At 61.8% G+C, this 15,901-nt stretch carries 12 protein-coding genes; 6 read left to right on the top strand and 6 right to left on the bottom strand.

Features of this window, described 5'->3' with window-relative positions; genetic code table 11:
• Nucleotides 1-90 precede the first annotated feature (90 nt).
• Nucleotides 91-705 (bottom strand): fumarylacetoacetate hydrolase family protein, encoded by a 615-nt coding sequence (locus F0P96_RS16560; protein ID WP_151080038.1) that lies wholly within the window; start codon nt 703-705, stop codon nt 91-93.
• Between the two features lie 252 nt (nt 706-957).
• Here F0P96_RS16560 and F0P96_RS16555 point away from each other — a divergent pair, with 252 nt between their 5' ends.
• Together F0P96_RS16555 and F0P96_RS16550 are read left to right on the top strand one after the other, a co-directional pair.
• Nucleotides 958-1,752 carry a M48 family metallopeptidase gene (locus tag F0P96_RS16555; RefSeq protein ID WP_151080037.1) on the top strand — a complete coding sequence of 265 codons (795 nt, stop codon included), beginning with the start codon at nt 958-960 and terminating at the stop codon, nt 1,750-1,752.
• 3 nt (nt 1,753-1,755) lie between these two features.
• Nucleotides 1,756-2,349 carry a hypothetical protein gene (locus F0P96_RS16550; protein ID WP_151080036.1) on the top strand — a complete coding sequence of 198 codons (594 nt, stop codon included), beginning with the start codon at nt 1,756-1,758 and terminating at the stop codon, nt 2,347-2,349.
• A 151-nt stretch (nt 2,350-2,500) separates the two neighbouring features.
• Here F0P96_RS16550 and F0P96_RS16545 read toward each other — a convergent pair whose 3' ends face one another.
• Together F0P96_RS16545 and F0P96_RS16540 are read right to left on the bottom strand one after the other, a co-directional pair.
• Nucleotides 2,501-3,199 carry an alpha/beta fold hydrolase gene (locus F0P96_RS16545; RefSeq protein WP_151080035.1) on the bottom strand — a complete coding sequence of 233 codons (699 nt, stop codon included), beginning with the start codon at nt 3,197-3,199 and terminating at the stop codon, nt 2,501-2,503.
• Between the two features lie 200 nt (nt 3,200-3,399).
• Nucleotides 3,400-4,782 (bottom strand): UDP-N-acetylmuramate--L-alanine ligase, encoded by a 1,383-nt coding sequence (locus F0P96_RS16540; RefSeq protein ID WP_151080034.1) that lies wholly within the window; start codon nt 4,780-4,782, stop codon nt 3,400-3,402.
• A gap of 226 nt (nt 4,783-5,008) precedes the next feature.
• On the opposite strand from F0P96_RS16540, the gene dnaB reads away from it, so the two are divergent.
• Nucleotides 5,009-6,622 (top strand): replicative DNA helicase, encoded by a 1,614-nt coding sequence (gene dnaB / locus F0P96_RS16535; RefSeq protein ID WP_420840976.1) that lies wholly within the window; start codon nt 5,009-5,011, stop codon nt 6,620-6,622.
• 162 nt (nt 6,623-6,784) lie between these two features.
• Here the strand turns inward: dnaB and F0P96_RS16530 are convergent, their stop codons facing one another.
• Nucleotides 6,785-8,029 carry a PepSY-associated TM helix domain-containing protein gene (locus tag F0P96_RS16530; RefSeq protein WP_151080032.1) on the bottom strand — a complete coding sequence of 415 codons (1,245 nt, stop codon included), beginning with the start codon at nt 8,027-8,029 and terminating at the stop codon, nt 6,785-6,787.
• 91 nt (nt 8,030-8,120) lie between these two features.
• Nucleotides 8,121-10,673 (bottom strand): TonB-dependent receptor, encoded by a 2,553-nt coding sequence (locus F0P96_RS16525; RefSeq protein ID WP_151080031.1) that lies wholly within the window; start codon nt 10,671-10,673, stop codon nt 8,121-8,123.
• A 301-nt stretch (nt 10,674-10,974) separates the two neighbouring features.
• Here F0P96_RS16525 and F0P96_RS16520 point away from each other — a divergent pair, with 301 nt between their 5' ends.
• From F0P96_RS16520 to ygiD, 3 genes are all read left to right on the top strand, one after another.
• Nucleotides 10,975-11,565, top strand: coding sequence for a Crp/Fnr family transcriptional regulator (locus F0P96_RS16520; protein ID WP_151080030.1), 591 nt, complete (start codon nt 10,975-10,977; stop codon nt 11,563-11,565).
• Nucleotides 11,566-11,693: 128 nt separating this feature from the next.
• A complete protein-coding gene (locus tag F0P96_RS16515; RefSeq protein WP_151080029.1) occupies nt 11,694-13,241 on the top strand; it encodes an ArnT family glycosyltransferase in 1,548 nt (515 codons plus the stop codon).
• A 116-nt stretch (nt 13,242-13,357) separates the two neighbouring features.
• On the top strand, nt 13,358-14,245 hold the full coding sequence (gene ygiD, locus F0P96_RS16510; RefSeq protein ID WP_235917502.1) for a 4,5-DOPA-extradiol-dioxygenase: 888 nt from the start codon (nt 13,358-13,360) through the stop codon (nt 14,243-14,245).
• Between the two features lie 128 nt (nt 14,246-14,373).
• On the opposite strand, the gene F0P96_RS16505 is transcribed toward ygiD, so the two are convergent.
• Nucleotides 14,374-15,780 (bottom strand): urate hydroxylase PuuD, encoded by a 1,407-nt coding sequence (locus F0P96_RS16505; RefSeq protein WP_201743873.1) that lies wholly within the window; start codon nt 15,778-15,780, stop codon nt 14,374-14,376.
• Nucleotides 15,781-15,901: the final 121 nt, after the last annotated feature.

Here is a 15,901-nt window from a genome sequence, read left to right as displayed (position 1 = left end):
ACACAGAGACAACAACGGGGTGGAATGGAACGACACGCCCGCGCGGCGCTACGGCTGGGTGAGCGTAGCGCCGCGGGGCCTGCCAGAATATTACTTCACGTTCAGGTCGAGCAGCTTCTCGTCTTCGAGGTAGCCTTCCAGCCGGTCGCCGACTTTGATTGGCCCCACGCCGCTGGGCGTGCCGGTGAAAATCAGGTCGCCCATTTTCAGGGTAATGAAGCGCGACACGTAGCTGATGATGCGGCTGAAATCGTGGAGCATCAGCGAGGAATTGCCTTTTTGGCGCGTCTCGCCGTTCACATCGAGGTGGAAGCTGATGTTTTTCAGGTCGGCGAAATCGGCTACGGGCTTGAAAGTTTCCGACAGCGGTGCCGAGCCGTCGAAGCCTTTGGCCAGCTCCCAGGGCAGGCCTTTGCTTTTGAGCTTGCTTTGCAGGTCGCGGGCCGTCAGGTCGAGGCCCAGGCCGATGGCGTCGAAGTAGGTGTGGGCAAAGGGCTCCTCGATGTGGCGGCCGTTTTTGCTCACGCGCAGCACCAGCTCCACTTCGTGGTGAATGTCCTGGGTAAACTCGGGGTGAAAAAACGGCTGGTTGCGTTGCAGCAAGGCCGTATCGGGCTTCAGAAAGATGACGGGCTCGTCGGGCGTTTCGTTGTGCAGCTCGGCAATGTGCTCGGCGTAGTTGCGACCGATGCAGATGATTTTCATATCGGAAGGAGAGAGGCGAAAAAAGAGCCGGGAGGCGGCCTAAACAAAAGTACAGGATTCACCATAGGCGAAAAACCCGGCGCGGGGTTGCGGCAGCTTACGCAAAAGCCCTCAGCCCGTTAATAGCAGATATAACATTTTCCCCGGCCGCCGTCGTATAGCAGGCAGCGCCGCCGGGCGGTTTCGGCCTCGTTTTTCGCTGCTGCCCGCGGCCCCTTCGCCGTTCGTTTTCCCAAGAAGCCCTCTACGTCCATGTTCAAGAAATGCATGCTCGCCGCGGCCCTGTTCACGGCCGTCAGCTGCTCCACCGTCCCGATAACCGGCCGGCGCCAGTTCAACGTTGTTTCCGACCAGGAAATGAACACCATGGCTGCCTCCGAATACCAAAAGGTGCTGGCTTCCAGTAGTCTGGCCACCAACACCAGCCAGGGCGCCATGGTCCAGCGCGTGGGCCAGCGCATTCAGCAGGCCGTGGAGCAGTATTTCCGCCAGCAAAACCAGCAGGACCAGTTGGCCGGCTACCAATGGGAGTTTAACCTGATCAACGACAAGCAGGAAAACGCCTGGTGCATGCCCGGCGGCAAAGTGGCCGTGTACACCGGCATTCTGCCCATCACGCAGGACGAAACGGGCCTTGCCGTGGTTATGGGCCACGAAATTGCCCACGCCGTGGCCAAGCACAGCTCCGAGCGCATGAGCCAGCAGCTGGCTGCGCAGGGCCTGGGCACGGCCGTTTCGGCCGCCGCGGGGCAAAATCCGTCGGCTACGTCCAACGTGTTTCTGCAGGTGGTGGGCGTGGGTTCCCAGCTGGGCATTCTGAAATACGGCCGCAGCCAAGAATCGGAAGCCGACCACCTGGGGCTGATTTTCATGGCCATGGCCGGCTACAACCCCGACGGCGCCGTCTCGTTCTGGCAGCGCATGGCGGCCCGCGAATCGGCCGGTACGCCGCCCGAATTCCTCTCCACGCACCCCTCCAACGACACGCGCATTGCCGACATCCAGCGCGAGCTGCCCGAGGCGCGCAAATACTACACCGCCCGCTAACGCATGCACCATTCCTTCTCCAGGTTTCGCCGCGGTTCGCCGCTGCTGGGGCGCCTGGCCTTCTTCCTGCTCCTGATTGCCCTGGGCGCCTGCGAAACCAGTAAGCGCGGTTTCCCCGAAGTGGGCGCCCCCACCAAAGACGCCGACGCTGGCATCGGCACCCTCGACTCGCCCAGCAAGCTGGTGGCCGAAATTACCGAAGGCAAGGTGCAGTACACCATTCCCAAAGAACAACTGGCGCAGAATTTCATCCGGCAGTTCAACGACGGCACCGTTATCGACAAGGCCATGATTCGCAAGGTCCAGTCGACGCCGAAGGACAAGCCCGCGTATTTCCTGGTGGGGCTGGGCCTCCGTAACGGGCAGTTTCGGGCTATGGCCCTGCCGCTGCAGCAGTCTACCGACAACAGCCTGTATCTAAGTTCAGCCGCCGAGCGGTACATCATCGAAAGCTCCGGCTGCCAGTTTTGCTTCTTCAACTTCGAGAACAACCAGATTATGGGCACCAGCTGCGAGGAAAACGGCGGCGGCGCCAGCTGCGACCTGACCGTAGAGCGCAAAAACACCTTTTTCGCGGCCACCGCCGCCCGCCGATGAACTCCCGCAAATGGCTCTGGCGCCTGGCCCTCACGGCCGTAGCCGTGCTGGTTGTATCCGACCGCAAGCGGCCCGCACCGCCCTTGCCCAGCCAGAAAGACTGAATGAAAAAAGCCCGCCAATCCGGCGGGCTTTTTTCGTGGGTGCCAAACTAGGCGTGGGCCGTAGCAAATTGCTCGATCCGCTGCGCCAGCGCCGCCGTATCGGCCCGGTCGAGCGGGTGCGGAGTGGCGGGCAGTACTTCGAGCGTGCCGTTGGTGAGGTAGGTGGCAAACTGCCGGGAATCCTCCACGCCCGCCGTTTTGTCTAGCTCCCCGACGAGCACCTGCACCGGCACCGTGAGCTGTGACATATTCAGTTCGTGCAGGGCGGGCGTTTCGCCCAAGGCCCGCATCATGGCGGCGGTGGCCGTGACTACCTCGGCCCAGGGAGTGGGCGCGTGCAGGCGCTGTAGGTGCTCGGCAAACTGCGGCACCTTGACTTCAATTTTCTCGGGGTTGAGCAGCTGCGTTTCCGCGGCTGCGCCCTCCGGCGACCAATCGAACTTGGTGCCCAGCGTGGTGATGGAGCGGAAGATTTGGGGTTGCTTGGTTGCCGCTACCAGCGCCGCGTAGCCGCCCATGCTGTAGCCAAACACATGCACCGCCGTCAGGCCTTTTTCTGCTATGAACCGGCTGATTTCCTGCGCGAAATGGGGCATGGTAAACGCCGCAGGCTCCAATGCCCGTCCGCCATGCCCGGCAAAATCGAGCGTGTGGACGGTGAACTGTGCGGCCAAAAGCTGCGCCAGCGGCTGCAATTGCTGCGCCGAGCCCAAGGCGCCGTGGAGAAGTAGCAAGTTCGGTTTCATGGCGCTAAAAGTAGCACATGAGCAAAACCTGCCTTAGCCTCTCTCCACAAAAGAAGAAGCCACGGCAGCACAGGCAGCAGTGGTACTACAATTCGTAGTCGAAGTACCACAGTCGTTGAAAGCTTCACTTACGAAACGGCACTAACCGAAGCGGGCCGGCAAGCAGAGCTTGCCGGCCCGCTGTCGTTGCTGAGGTTGGGCTAGCCGTTGGTCACCTGTGCGGCCAGCTGCGCCAAATCCAGCCCGTCAAACGTGCCCGACGACATCATCAGCAGGTTCGCGTCGTGCCAGTCCTGCTGCTGCAGAAACGTGGCCAGCTGCTTGCTGTCGGTAAATACCTGCACGTCGGGCCGCTGGAAGGCCTCGGCTACCTGCGCCGGGCTGAGCGGCGGCAGGCGCTTGTGCTCCAGCACGTGGGGGTTGAAGTATACCACGGCTACGTCGGGCGCGTCAAAGGTGCCTTCGTACTGGGGCAGAAACGCGGGATTGAGCGAGCTGAACGTGTGTAGCTCCAAGCAGGCCACCAGCTTGCGCTTCGGAAACTGCTGCTTCAGGGCGTTGGCGGTGGCTTTGAGCTTGGAAGGCGCGTGGGCAAAGTCCTTGTATACCACCGACGTGTTGCTCTGCTTCACCAGCTCCAGCCGGCGCGCGGCGCCCTTAAACGTGGCCACGGCTTCGTAGAAGTCCTTGCCCTTGATGCCGAGCTGCTTGCAGACCTCCTTGGCGGCCGAGATGTTGCGCAGGTTATGCTCGCCAAACACCTGAATCGGCACCAGCTCGTCCTTCTTCGTGACCAGCGACGTGATGCCGTTTTTGATGACGTGCTCGTGCGGGCGGTAGCCGATGTACTTCACGTCGGGGTTCGAGGGCACGCTCACCAGCTGGGCCTGCTCGTCGTCCTGGTCGAAGATGAGGGCGCCGGCTTTGGGCGTCATGCGGGCGAAAATGGCGAACTGCTCGCGGTAGTTTTCCTCCGTGGGAAACACGTTGATGTGGTCCCAGCTGATGCCCGAAATAACGCCGATGTGGTGCTGGTAGAGGTGAAACTTGGGCCGCCGGTCCACCGGCGAGGAGAGGTACTCGTCGCCTTCGATGATGATGATGGGCGCCGAATCGGTCAGCTTCACCATCAAATCGAACCCTTCCAGCTGGGCGCCCACGGCGAAGTCGAACTCGCGGCCGTGGTGGCGCAGCACGTGCAAAATGAGCGAGGTGATGCTGGTTTTGCCGTGCGAGCCGCCGATGACGATGCGCTGCTTGTCTTTCGAGGCCTCGTAAATGAACTCGGGGAAGGAAAAGATGCGCACGCCCAGCTCCTGGGCGCGGTGCAGCTCGGGGTTGTCGGGGTGGGCGTGCATGCCCACAATCACCGCGTCGAGGTCGGACGTAATGCGCTCGGCATTCCAGCCTTCCTCGTCAGGCAGCAGGCCGGCGGCCGCCAGGCGGGTGCGGGCCGGGTCAAATATCTCGTCGTCGGAGCCGGTGACGTGCACGCCTTGGCGGTGCAGGGCCAGGGCCAGGTTGTGCATAATGCTGCCGCCCACCGCAATAAGGTGGACGCGCCGGTACGAAGGTTGGGCCATGCGGGCAGAAAGAGACGCTACGCGAATAATTTCGGCCCGAAATGTAGGCGGGGCCGGGCGGCAAAGGTAACGAACGCTCCCAAAGCCGGGGCTGCTTGCCCTCAGCCAATTGAGGCAAAGTAGCGAAAACTCTGTCGGCAATCAACGGCACTTATTCGCGCCGTGGCCCGTAGTTTTGTAGCCCCTTCGCCGTATCTTCGGACTTAGAGACCCTGCCGCACGCATGATGGATGAGAGCAATAGCCGCGTAAAACAACTGGCCGCGCGGGCCCAAACCGCTTGGAAATCCAAGCCGGTTTTCCCGACGAGCCCGACCGGCAAGCTGCCTCCGCAAGCCCGCGAGCTGGAAGCCGCCGTGCTGGGCGCGCTCATGCTCGAAAAGGACGCCCTCACCACCGTTATCGACATCCTGAAGCCCCAGAGCTTCTACGACGACCGGCACCAGCGCATCTTTCAGGCCATCTTGGGTTTGTTTGATAAGTCGGAACCGATTGACATTCTGACGGTTACCCAGGAGCTGCGCGAGCGGGGCGAGCTGGAAGCAGCCGGCGGCCCGCCCTACGTGGCCCAGCTGACCTTCAAGGTAAACTCGGCGGCCAACGTGGAATACCACGCCCGCATCATCACCGAAAACGCCATCAAGCGTGAGCTGATCCGCATTGCGTCGGACATTCAGCGCGAGGCGTTTGAGGACACCACCGACGTGTTCAACCTGCTTGACCAGACCGAGCAATCGTTGTTTGAAGTGTCGGAGTCGAACATTCGCAAGAACTTCGACGACATGCGCAGCTTGATGGGCAAGGCCATCAAGGAACTGGAAGAAAAGAAAAACCAGAAAGACGGCCTCACCGGCGTGCCCTCCGGCTTCACGGCGCTGGACCGCGTTACGTCGGGCTGGCAGCCTTCTGACTTGGTCATTATTGCGGCTCGTCCCGGTATGGGCAAAACCGCTTTCGTGGTATCGGCCATGCGCAATGCGGCCGTGGAATTCAAGAAACCGGTCGCCATTTTCTCGCTGGAAATGTCCTCGATTCAACTCGTCAACCGCCTGATTTCGGCGGAGGCGGAGCTGGACTCGGAGAAAATCAAGAAAGGCAACCTGGCCGACTACGAGTGGGCGCAGCTCAACCACAAGATTGCCTCCTTGTCGGCCGCGCCTATTTTCATCGACGACACGCCCGCGCTCAGCATCCGCGAGTTGCGCACCAAATGCCGCCGCCTGAAGGCCCACCACGACATCCAGATGATCATCATCGACTACCTGCAGTTGATGACCGGTAACTCGGACGGGGGCAAGGGCGCCGGCAACCGCGAACAAGAAATTGCCTCGATTTCGCGGGCCCTGAAAGGCATTGCCAAGGAACTGAACGTGCCCGTGCTGGCGCTGTCGCAGCTCTCGCGCTCGGTGGAAACCCGCGGCGGCGACAAACGTCCGCAGCTGAGTGACCTGCGCGAATCGGGCTCCATCGAGCAGGACGCCGACATGGTAATCTTCTTGTACCGCCCCGAGTACTACAAGATTACCGAGGACGAAATGGGCAACCCCACCCAGGGCATGGGCGAGGTCATCATTGCCAAGCACCGAAACGGCTCCTTGGAAAACGTGCAGCTCAAGTTCATCGGCCGCTTCACCAAGTTCGGCGACCTGGACGGCGGCGGGGGCTTCGACGACGCGGGCATGAGCTACAACACCGGCCAGCTGCCGCCCAGCAACTTCGACGAGCCCGACCCCGGCTTCGCGCCGAACACCATCCGGCTGGGCTCGCGCATGAACGACGCGCCGCCTCCGCCGCAACCGTTCCCCCGCAGCAACTTCGCCAACGAAGACCCGCCGTTTTAAACTTTGGTACTGTCGTAAACAAAAACGCCCGCCGGAATTCCAGCGGGCGTTTTGCTTGTGTGTCATGCTGAGCTTGTCGAAGCATCTCTACCGAATGACGACGCGGTAGAGATGCTTCGACAAGCTCAGCATGACTTGCTAACTGCTTTATGGTTCTAAACCTTACGCCGCTTTAGCCACGGCCTGCTTCCGCTGCTTCTTGCGTTCCTTTTTCTGCCGGTTCAGCCACATGATGGTGCCGGTGACGGGGAACGTAACGCCGAGCATGCAGACAATCAGGGCCACGATTTTGGAAGGCGTGCCGTAGATGGCGCCGGTGTGCACGGGCTTGAAGGTGCGGCGCACGCGTTGGCCGAGGTTGCGGTCGGCGAAGCGGAGCTTGCCCAGCGGCTGGCCGGTGTACTGGTCGAGGTACAGCTCGTCGGTGGCACCTTCGTAGGCGGCGTTGGCCGAGGTGGTATTCACCCGCACGGCTTCGGCCGAGTCCTTGGGCAGCGAAATGGCGTAGGAGAGGGCGCCGGGCACCTGCTGTTGGGCAATGGTGTAGGCTTGGTCGTAGCCGAGCTTGGCGCCGTTGAGGGCCAGCGTCGACTTCGGCGCTTCGGGGCCTTTGGGGTCGGAGCTGGTGACGGCGAAGATGCCGTTGTTGAACCACTCAAACGACCACGCCAGGCCGGTGAAGGCGAAGACGAACAAAAACAGCGCGGCGTAGAAGCCCAGCACGATGTGCAAATCGTGGTTGAGGCGCTTCCAACTGGCGTCCCACTTCACCGCCAGGCGCTGCTTGAGCACCTTGCCGGTGGCGGGCACCCACAGCACCAAGCCGGTGACGATGATGAACAGGAACAGCAGCGTGCTGGTGCCCACAATCCACTTGCCTACGGGGCCGCCCACCATGCCGCGGTGCAGGGCCATCATGGTGAAGAAAAACGTGTCGCGGTAGTTGTAGGGCCCCACCACGGCGCCGGTGTAGGGGTTCACAAAATACGTGGGCCCGCGGCCACCTTCGCCACCGCCTTTTCCGCCTTTGCCTTCCTTGCCGCCTTTCTCACCCTTGCCGGCCGCGCCGTCGCGGCGCTGCTCACCGCCGCCGGTACGGGCACCACCTTCTTTCTGGCCGCCTTCGGGGCCGCCTGCTAGGCTTACTTCGGCAGTGCGTAGCGGGTCGGCATACAGCTTCAGGCCCGTGACCTTGGCCTTGGGTACTTGGTTGGTTACGGCCTGTGCCAACTGCTCGGGCGAGAGGCGCTGCGGGCCGGCCTCCGTCACGAAGTACCGCTCGGGGTGCAGGCCTTGCTCCAACTCCTTCTCGAACACCAGCACCGCGCCGGTAAAGCACACGATGGCAATGACGAGGCCGGCGGCCAGGCTCAGGTAGAGGTGAATGGTGCGAAAGAAGATCTTCATGACGAAACGGTGGCGGGGTATGCCGAACCCACCGAACCTCCGATGGTCGAGAGGCCCGATGGGTTGGCGGCAGGCAATCAGGTGTGGATTGTTAGAGCTTGTAGCTGAACGTGGCCGCGAAAGTGCGCGGGGCAATGGGGTTCACGCTGTTGTCGTCGTGCATGTTGTAGCTCAACTCGTCGAGAAGGTTGGCCAGTTTCACGCGCAGCCCGAAGCGGTTGTGGGTGTAGCCCAGCGAGGCATCGAACAGCAGGTAGTCGGGGATGGAAATGAACTTGTTGGCGTCGGCGGTGGCCCAGGGCTTGCCGTCGGCGGGGTTGAGGAGGCGCGGGTTGCGGCCGGCCAGCTTGTCGCCCACGTAGTAGCCGGTTACGCCGGCGGTCAGGCCTTTCAGCGCGCCGGTTTCCAGGGTGTAGAACAGGCTCGCGTTGGCGGTGTGGGCGGGGTTGTAGCGCAGGCGGCTGCCGTTCGTGTAAATGTTGCTGTTGGTGTAGGCCGTGTTGTTGTAGCTGTAGCCGGCAATTACCGCCCAGCCCAGGTAGGGCTTGCTTTGCACGTCTACTTCCACGCCCTTGCTGGTTACCTCGCCGGCCAGCTCCTGCGGACTGTTCTGGTTGGAAGCCGTAGCAAAACGCGGGTCGGTGGGCAGCACGCTCTGAATCTGGTTGCTGTTGACGATGCGGTAGGCCGTCACGTTTGCCGACAGCGCACCGTTGAACAGGTCGTTTTTCACCCCCACCTCGTATTGGTCAATTACCGAAGGCGGCAGCGGCTGGCCATTCAAGTCGGCCACGGTGTTAGCCTGCGGCGAGAAGGAGTTCGAGTACGAAGCAAACACCGACATCGTCTTGAGGGGCTGGTAAATCAAGCCCAGGCGCGGCGAGAAGGCGTTGTCGTAGCGGCGGTTCTGCTTGAAGGTGCCGGCCAGCACCTGCCCGTTTGCCTGGGGCTGACGGTTGACTACCGTGTTGTAGTAGTACACGTCGCTGGGCGTTTCTTGGTAGCTCCAACGCAAGCCCACCAGGGCCTTCACCTTCTCGCTGAAGCTCAGCAGATCCTGGGCGTAGAAACCGGCGCGGCGGGTGTTGGCTTGGGTGTTGATGTTGCGCTCCAGGTCACCAAAGCCCTTCAGGCGCAGCGCGGGTTGCGCCACTTCCCGGTTCAGGTCCAGCAGGTTGATAACGTCGTAAGTCGATACGGCGGTGCTGGCGCTGGTGGGGCTGGCCGGGTTGGTGTAGGCCAGCGTGTTGGTTTGGTACTGGTCGGCGTCGGCACCCACGAGCAGGGTGTGGCCCAGGAAGCCGGTGTGGAAGTTGCCGGTCAGGTCCAGCTGGGCCAGGAAGTAATTCTCCGAGGTTTCGGTGCGCTGCAGGCCGCGGTTCCAGTTGCCGTAGGCGGGGCCTTGCACAATGCTGCCCGTGGGGCGCGAGGCCGAGCGCAACTCGTTGTCGTAGTGCTGGAAGCCGGTTACGGCGCGCACCTGCCAGGTGTCGTTCAGGCGGCTGGTGAGCGTGGCGGTGGTGCTGGTTTGGGAGGTAGCATTCAGCGCGCCGGGCACGTTCAGGAAGCGGCTGCGCGAGGGAATAATCACGTAATCAACGGCACCGATGCCGAAGTCCGGCGTGCGGTTGTCGCGCAGGTAGTCGCCTTCCACCAGCATGTCGGTTTTGGGCGTGAGCTTGAAGAGCAGCGAGGGGTTCACGTAGAAGCGGTCCGACTTCACCTCGTCGCGGTAGCTGTTGGCCTGTTCGTAGCTGGTGTTCAGGCGGTAGGCCACCTTGTCGCTCTTTCCCACGGCACCGTACACGTCCACCATCGGCTTCCAGAAACCGAACGAGCCCACGCGCAGGGCTGCCGAGCCGCCCTGCTCAAACTTAGGCTTCTTGGTCACCAGGTTCAGCACGCCGCCGGCGGCCACGTTGCCGTACAGAATGGCCGCGCTGCCCTTGAGCACTTCCATGCTCTCCAGCGACGAGGTTTCGGGCATGATGCCGTTGTTGAAGCGCACCCCGTTCTTGAAGGTGTTGTTGGAGCCGTAGGCGAAGCCGCGGCTGCCCAGCTCTTCCTGCGTGCCGCCGGTTGTGCTGGTCACGTACAGGCCCGGCACGTTCACCAAGGCGTCGCTTAAACGCAGTACCTGCTGCTTTTCCAAGGTTTCCTGGTTCACCGTCACCACGGCCTGGGGCAAATCCAGCGGGCGAATGGGCATTTTGCTTACGCTCGTCGGGCGCTGGTTGATGGTGCGGCCCGCCGTTACTTTCACCTCGCTCAGCTGCTGGGCGCTCTTGGCCAGCGTCACAGCCGGTATTGTTACGGTCGCGCGGTTGGGCACGTCCACTTCAATTTCCTGCGTCACGTAGCCCAGGTAGGCAATGGCTAGGGTCTGCTTGCCCGCGGGCAGCCGCAACCGGAACGAGCCGTCAGCCTCCGTGCTGGTACCAATCGTGGTACCCTTCACCATCACCGATACCTGCTCGGCCGGCTGGCCGTCGGCCAGCACCACACGGCCTACTGCCTGGCCATGGGCCGGCTGCGTCGTCGTGGGGTTTTCGTCGCCGGAATGGCGGTGGGCCAAGCGAACGGGCTTGGCAGTAGCGGCCCAGGGCAGGATGGTGAGGAGGAGGAAGGGAAGCGTGCGGCTCATCTGCGTTGTTTAGACAGATTCAAATCTGACGCAAAGTAAAGGCCTGTTTAGAACGGGTCCAAATAAACTTTAGAATTTGTCCAGATAAGGATGTTGAGGAGTATTAACCGATGAAGTATCAGCACGATTACTGGTAACAATTCATCGACTGCCTCAAGTATTCTATTGAGGATAGGGTGCAATGGGGTTTATGGGAAGCAAGTGACAACTCAAATCAAGCTGGTAAAGCGGGGAGTCAATTGCGGAAACAGACCGTGAGCCAAGCTGTGGCTGATCTTCGCCCGTTGCCGATATTGAGCCCATGAATGACACTGGGTACGATGTGCTTCGGCAGTATTTCCGGCAGCGGCTGCCCGTTTCCGACCAGCAGGTGGCCGCCATCGAAGCGCTGTTTGAGCCCCGGCAGCTGCGGCGGCACGAGGTGCTGCAGCCGGCCGGCGAGGTGGCACGTTTTGGGGCGTTCGTGGTGCGCGGCTGCCTGCGCAGCTTCGTCGTCGATGACAAAGGCAAGGAGCACATCCTGCAGTTTGCGCCCGAGCAGTGGTGGGTGTCCGATCAGCACAGCCTCTTGCAGCACACGCCCGCCCTGTTTGCCATCGACGCCGTGGAAGACGCCGAGGTGCTGCTGTTCGATGCCACCTTCTACCGCAAACTCCCCCACCTCACCCCCGATTTTCCCGCCTTCTTTCATCGGCTGCTGCAAAACAGCATGCATGCCATGCAGAAGCGGCTGGTTCTCACGCTCAGCGCCTCGGCCGAGGAACGCTACCTCGATTTCGTGCAGACGTACCCCACGCTGGCCCTGCGTCTGCCGCAGCGCATGATTGCCGGGTACTTAGGTGTCACGCCGGAGTCGCTGAGTCGGATTCGGCGGGAACTGGCTGGGGCCTGATGAGGAAAGCGCGTGGCCGGGATTCCCGGCAGAGTAGCACGACGGTAAATATCTTGCAGGCTCGAAAGGCGTGGTTGGGCCGGCCCATCGTTTAGTCGCATCCGTTTTGCCGCCTGGGTACTGTCATTTTGTTAGCTCCCTTCCTCCTGAACGTATTGTTGGTGCTGAGCGCACTGCTGGCGGGCGTCAGCGTATTCGTGTTCAGCCGCTATTCCCCGAGCAAAGCAGTGTGGTGGCTGATGGCTGCGGCGCTGTGTCTGCGCCTCGCGCTGGCCAGCCTCGACCCATTTCTGCACGATTGGGATGAACGTTTCCACGCGCTGGTCGCCAAAAACCTCATGGTCGACTGGCTGAGGCCGGTGCTCCGGCAACACCCCGTGCTGCCTTACGACTACCGGGCGTGGTGCTGCAACCACGTTTGGGTGCACAAGCAGCCGCTGTTTCTGTGGCAGATTGCGGCTAGCTTCAAGCTGTTCGGTGTCAACGAGTTGGCGTTGCGTCTGCCCAGCGCCTTGCTCGGTGCCCTGCTGCTGTGGCCCGTGTACCGGCTGGGGCGCCTCGTCTTCTCGCCGGCCGTCGGGTATTGCGCTGCGGTGCTGCTCACGTTTGCCTACTACCAATTGGGCCTCACCACCGGCCGCCAAAGCGTCGACCACAGCGACGTGGCCTTTATGGCCTACGTGACGGCCAGCATTTGGGCCTGGTATGAAGGCCAGTGCAGCACGTCAGGCAAAGGACGCTGGGCACTGCTGGTGGGGGTATTCTCGGGGGCGGCGGTGCTGTGCAAATGGCTGCCGGGCGCGGTGGTGTACGCCGGTTGGGCCCTGGAAATGCTACTGAACCCCAAGTTGCGGAGCCGCGGGGAATACGCCCGTTACGGCTTGGCCGTGGCCGTTGCGGCGCTGCTGGTGCTGCCGTGGCAGCTGTATATCAACCGTGCGTTTCCGCTGGAAAGCACTTTTGAGCGGCACTATGCCGCGCTGCACTTCACCCAGGCGCTGGAAGACAAAGCCGGGCCGTGGTACTACTACCTCAACAACCTCTGGTACCAATACCAATGGCTGGTGCTGCTGATTGCGGCCGGCATCGGCTGGACCGCCACGCCCCGGCTGCGCCCGCGCCCTGTGCGCCTGCTGCTCACCACCTGTCTGATCGTGTTTGTATTCTTCTCGGCAGCGGCCACCAAAATGGTTTCCTACACCTATGTGGTGGCTCCGGCACTGCTACTACTGGCGGCGTTAGGCTGGGTAGAAACCTCGCGGTGGTTGCGCCGGCGCGGGGCTTGGGGCAAATGGGCCGTGGCCGGGCTTGCCGTGGCCGTGGTGCTGGCCGATTTGCGCCCGTTGGGTTTGCTCAAGCATCACACCGAGCGGTTTGCCTCCGCCCGGCTGCTGCCTGAGCGGCAGCACAAACTGGTGCGCACCGCCGTGTACCGCCGGCTCGATGCGCTGGTGCCGGCCGGGTACGTGGTGTTCAACGTGCCGGCTCTGGAAGACACCGAGGCCATGTTCTACTCTCACCGCAACGTGTATTCCTGGTGGCCCACCGAAGAAGAGTACCGCTTGCTGCGCGGGCAAGGCATGCGAATGGCGGCATTTTCCGGGCGGGGCGTGCCGCAGCTGCCGGCCTATTTGCAGGGGCCGGATGTGCGAATAATTGATGCCGCTTTGGAGTAGGCATGCCGGCCAGGTTTGCATTCCAGAAGAGCTTTTGGCGGCGCATTTCTTACCATACATCAAGGCGCCGGGCTTGGGGCTACGGTACTTTTGTGGTGTACTCAAGGAAGCCAACAATGGACCGCAAAGCCTTTCTGAAAACCCTGGCCCTGCTTCCGCTTACCGCTGCTGCCATGAACCTGCAAGACCTCCATACCGTTGCCACGTCGTTTAAAAAAAGCGAGAAGATGCCCGTGCTCTTTATCGGGCACGGCTCGCCCATGAACGCGCTGGAAGACAACGCCTTTACCCGTCGCATCAAGAAACTGGGCGAAGACATTCGCCAGCGCCAGAAGCCCAACGCCATCTTGGTGGTGTCGGCGCACTGGCTCACGCGCGGCTCGTTCGTGACCATGAACGAGCGGCCCGAAACCATTCACGATTTCGGCGGCTTCCCGGCCGAGCTGTTTGCCATGCAGTACCCCGCGCCCGGCGCCCCGGCTTACGCTCAACAGGTCATCGACATGGTGCCCGATTTGCACGGCTCCGACGAGTGGGGTCTTGACCACGGCACCTGGACGGTGCTGCACCACCTGTTCCCGGCCGCCGACGTGCCCGTGTTCCAGCTAAGCCTCGATTTTTACAAAACACCCGAACAGCACTTCGCCTTGGCGGCCCAGCTGCAGAAGCTGCGCGAGCGGGGCGTGCTCATCATCGGCTCGGGCAACGTGGTGCACAACCTGCGCCAGAGCATGCCCAAGCTGATGGCCGGCGACGCGACGCCTTACGACTGGGCCACCGAGTTCGACGAATGGGTGAAAACCCGCATCGACCAGCGCGACTTCCGCAGCCTCTTCGATGTGCAAAAAGCCGGCGCCAGCGGCCCGCTGGCCGTGCCCACCCCCGACCACTACTGGCCGCTGCTCTACACCTTGGCCCTGGCCGACAAAGACGAGCCGATTACGCACGCCTTCGAGGAAGTCAGCTTTGGTGGTCTGAGCATGCGCACGCTGGCCGTCGGCTGATAGGAATAAGGCCCCGTTATCCTGAGCAACGCGAAGGACCTTCTCCCGCCAGAACGAATGTCGTTGCAATGACTCGTCCAGCGGTGAGAAGGTCCTTCGCGTTGCTCAGGATGACGTTTTGTAATCGGTTATTGATTCTTAGCGCCTTGCTCAATCCAGCAGCGAATCAGGTCCCGCTCTTCCTGCGTCATGCCGGTTTTGTTGTTCTGGGGCATTGTTTTGGTGACGACCACACGCTGCATGATTTTGTCCTTCAGCCGGATAATGTCTTCGGGCGTATCGTACACCACCCCGTTGGGCGGCGACTTGAACACGTCGTCGGTGGGGGAGGAGGAGTGGCAGCGGACGCAGCGCTGCTGCACGATGCCCTGCACCTGCGCCATGCTCACGTTGGGCGTGCAGGCTGCAGCTGCGCCGGCGTCGTTTTTGGGGGCCGAAACAAAGGCCACGGCCAGCAGCAGGCCGGCCGAGAGCGGCAGCACGAGGCCGCTGGGTTGGTGCTTTTCGCGCAGGTTCAGCCAGTGCTTCACGCCGGCGGTGCCCAGCGCAATGGCGGCCAGAATGGCCCACGGGTAGGCATGGCCGAAGGTGCTGGGAAAGTGGTTGCTCACCATCACAAACAGCACCGGCAGGGTGAAGTAGTTGTTGTGCAGGGAGCGGTTGAGCGCGTTTTTGCCCAGCGTCGGGTCGAGGGGCTGGCCCAGGGTGGCGGCCTTCACCATGGCTTTCTGGGCCGGGATGATGATGAAAAACACGTTGGCCACCATCAGCGTGCCGAGCATGGCGCCGAAATGAATGTAGGCCGCCCGCGCGCTGAACACCTGGCAGTAGAACCAGGCAAAGGCCGTAGCCAGCACCAGGCCCAGCACCGCAAACAGCAGCCCGCGCTTCACCAACGAGGTTTTGCAGAGCAAATCATAAATCAGCCAAGCCACCACAAACGAGCCGATGCCGATGCCCACGCCCGCCAAGGGGCTCACGTCGAGCACCTTCGGGTCGATGAGCATGGAGCCGGCGTTGAAGTAGTACACCACGAACAGCAGGCTGAAACCCGACAGCCACGTGAAGTAGGCCTCGTACTTAAACCAGTGCAGGCTTTTGGGTATTTGCTTGGGCGCGAGCTTGTATTTTTCGAGGTAGTAGAAGCCGCCGCCGTGCACGGCCCAGAGGTTGCCGGCCAGCTCCTCGCGCACGTTGTCGGTGCGGTTGAGGGCGTTTTCGAGGAACACGAAATAGAACGAGGCGCCGATCCAGGCAATGCCGAAGGTGATGTGCATCAGGCGCACCACAATGTTGAGCCATTCCATCAGGTGGCCTTCCCACGGCGTGCCTTCGATGAAGAGGTAGATTACCGCCAATAGGAAGATGAAAGCCAGCAAAGTGAGGCCATAGCCAAAACCTTGCATGGTCAAGCCATTTTCACCTAGATTACCGCCCTTTTTGTCGGCAGCGCCGAGGCGGTGAAGAAAAGCGCTGCCGGCCAGCAGCAAACCAAAAACGAGTAAAACAACGGCCAGGGTAAGAAACGGAATCATGCAAACAGGAGCAGCAGCGCCGAAACGGCGCCTTCGGGGAAAGGGGAGGTGGTTGTGGTAGCAGATTTCAGGGCCTGAGCGCCGCCGAAGCACGCTGACCAAGCCGCCGGAGCCGCGGGCC

It is taken from the genome of Hymenobacter busanensis, from assembly GCF_008727865.1.
Classification (GTDB): domain Bacteria; phylum Bacteroidota; class Bacteroidia; order Cytophagales; family Hymenobacteraceae; genus Solirubrum; species Solirubrum busanense.
This window is presented reverse-complemented; position numbering and strand designations above follow the sequence as displayed.

What these genes read in the sequence shown, in the direction of transcription:
- F0P96_RS16505 (WP_201743873.1), bottom strand. Translation starts at nt 15,780, where the DNA reads ATGATTCCGTTTCTTACCCTGGCCGTTGTTTTACTCGTTTTTGGTTTG.
- F0P96_RS16560 (WP_151080038.1), bottom strand. Translation starts at nt 705, where the DNA reads ATGAAAATCATCTGCATCGGTCGCAACTACGCCGAGCACATTGCCGAG.
- dnaB (WP_420840976.1), top strand. Translation starts at nt 5,009, where the DNA reads ATGGATGAGAGCAATAGCCGCGTAAAACAACTGGCCGCGCGGGCCCAA.
- F0P96_RS16520 (WP_151080030.1), top strand. Translation starts at nt 10,975, where the DNA reads ATGAATGACACTGGGTACGATGTGCTTCGGCAGTATTTCCGGCAGCGG.
- F0P96_RS16545 (WP_151080035.1), bottom strand. Translation starts at nt 3,199, where the DNA reads ATGAAACCGAACTTGCTACTTCTCCACGGCGCCTTGGGCTCGGCGCAG.
- F0P96_RS16550 (WP_151080036.1), top strand. Translation starts at nt 1,756, where the DNA reads ATGCACCATTCCTTCTCCAGGTTTCGCCGCGGTTCGCCGCTGCTGGGG.
- F0P96_RS16555 (WP_151080037.1), top strand. Translation starts at nt 958, where the DNA reads ATGTTCAAGAAATGCATGCTCGCCGCGGCCCTGTTCACGGCCGTCAGC.
- F0P96_RS16540 (WP_151080034.1), bottom strand. Translation starts at nt 4,782, where the DNA reads ATGGCCCAACCTTCGTACCGGCGCGTCCACCTTATTGCGGTGGGCGGC.
- ygiD (WP_235917502.1), top strand. Translation starts at nt 13,358, where the DNA reads ATGGACCGCAAAGCCTTTCTGAAAACCCTGGCCCTGCTTCCGCTTACC.
- F0P96_RS16525 (WP_151080031.1), bottom strand. Translation starts at nt 10,673, where the DNA reads ATGAGCCGCACGCTTCCCTTCCTCCTCCTCACCATCCTGCCCTGGGCC.
- F0P96_RS16530 (WP_151080032.1), bottom strand. Translation starts at nt 8,029, where the DNA reads ATGAAGATCTTCTTTCGCACCATTCACCTCTACCTGAGCCTGGCCGCC.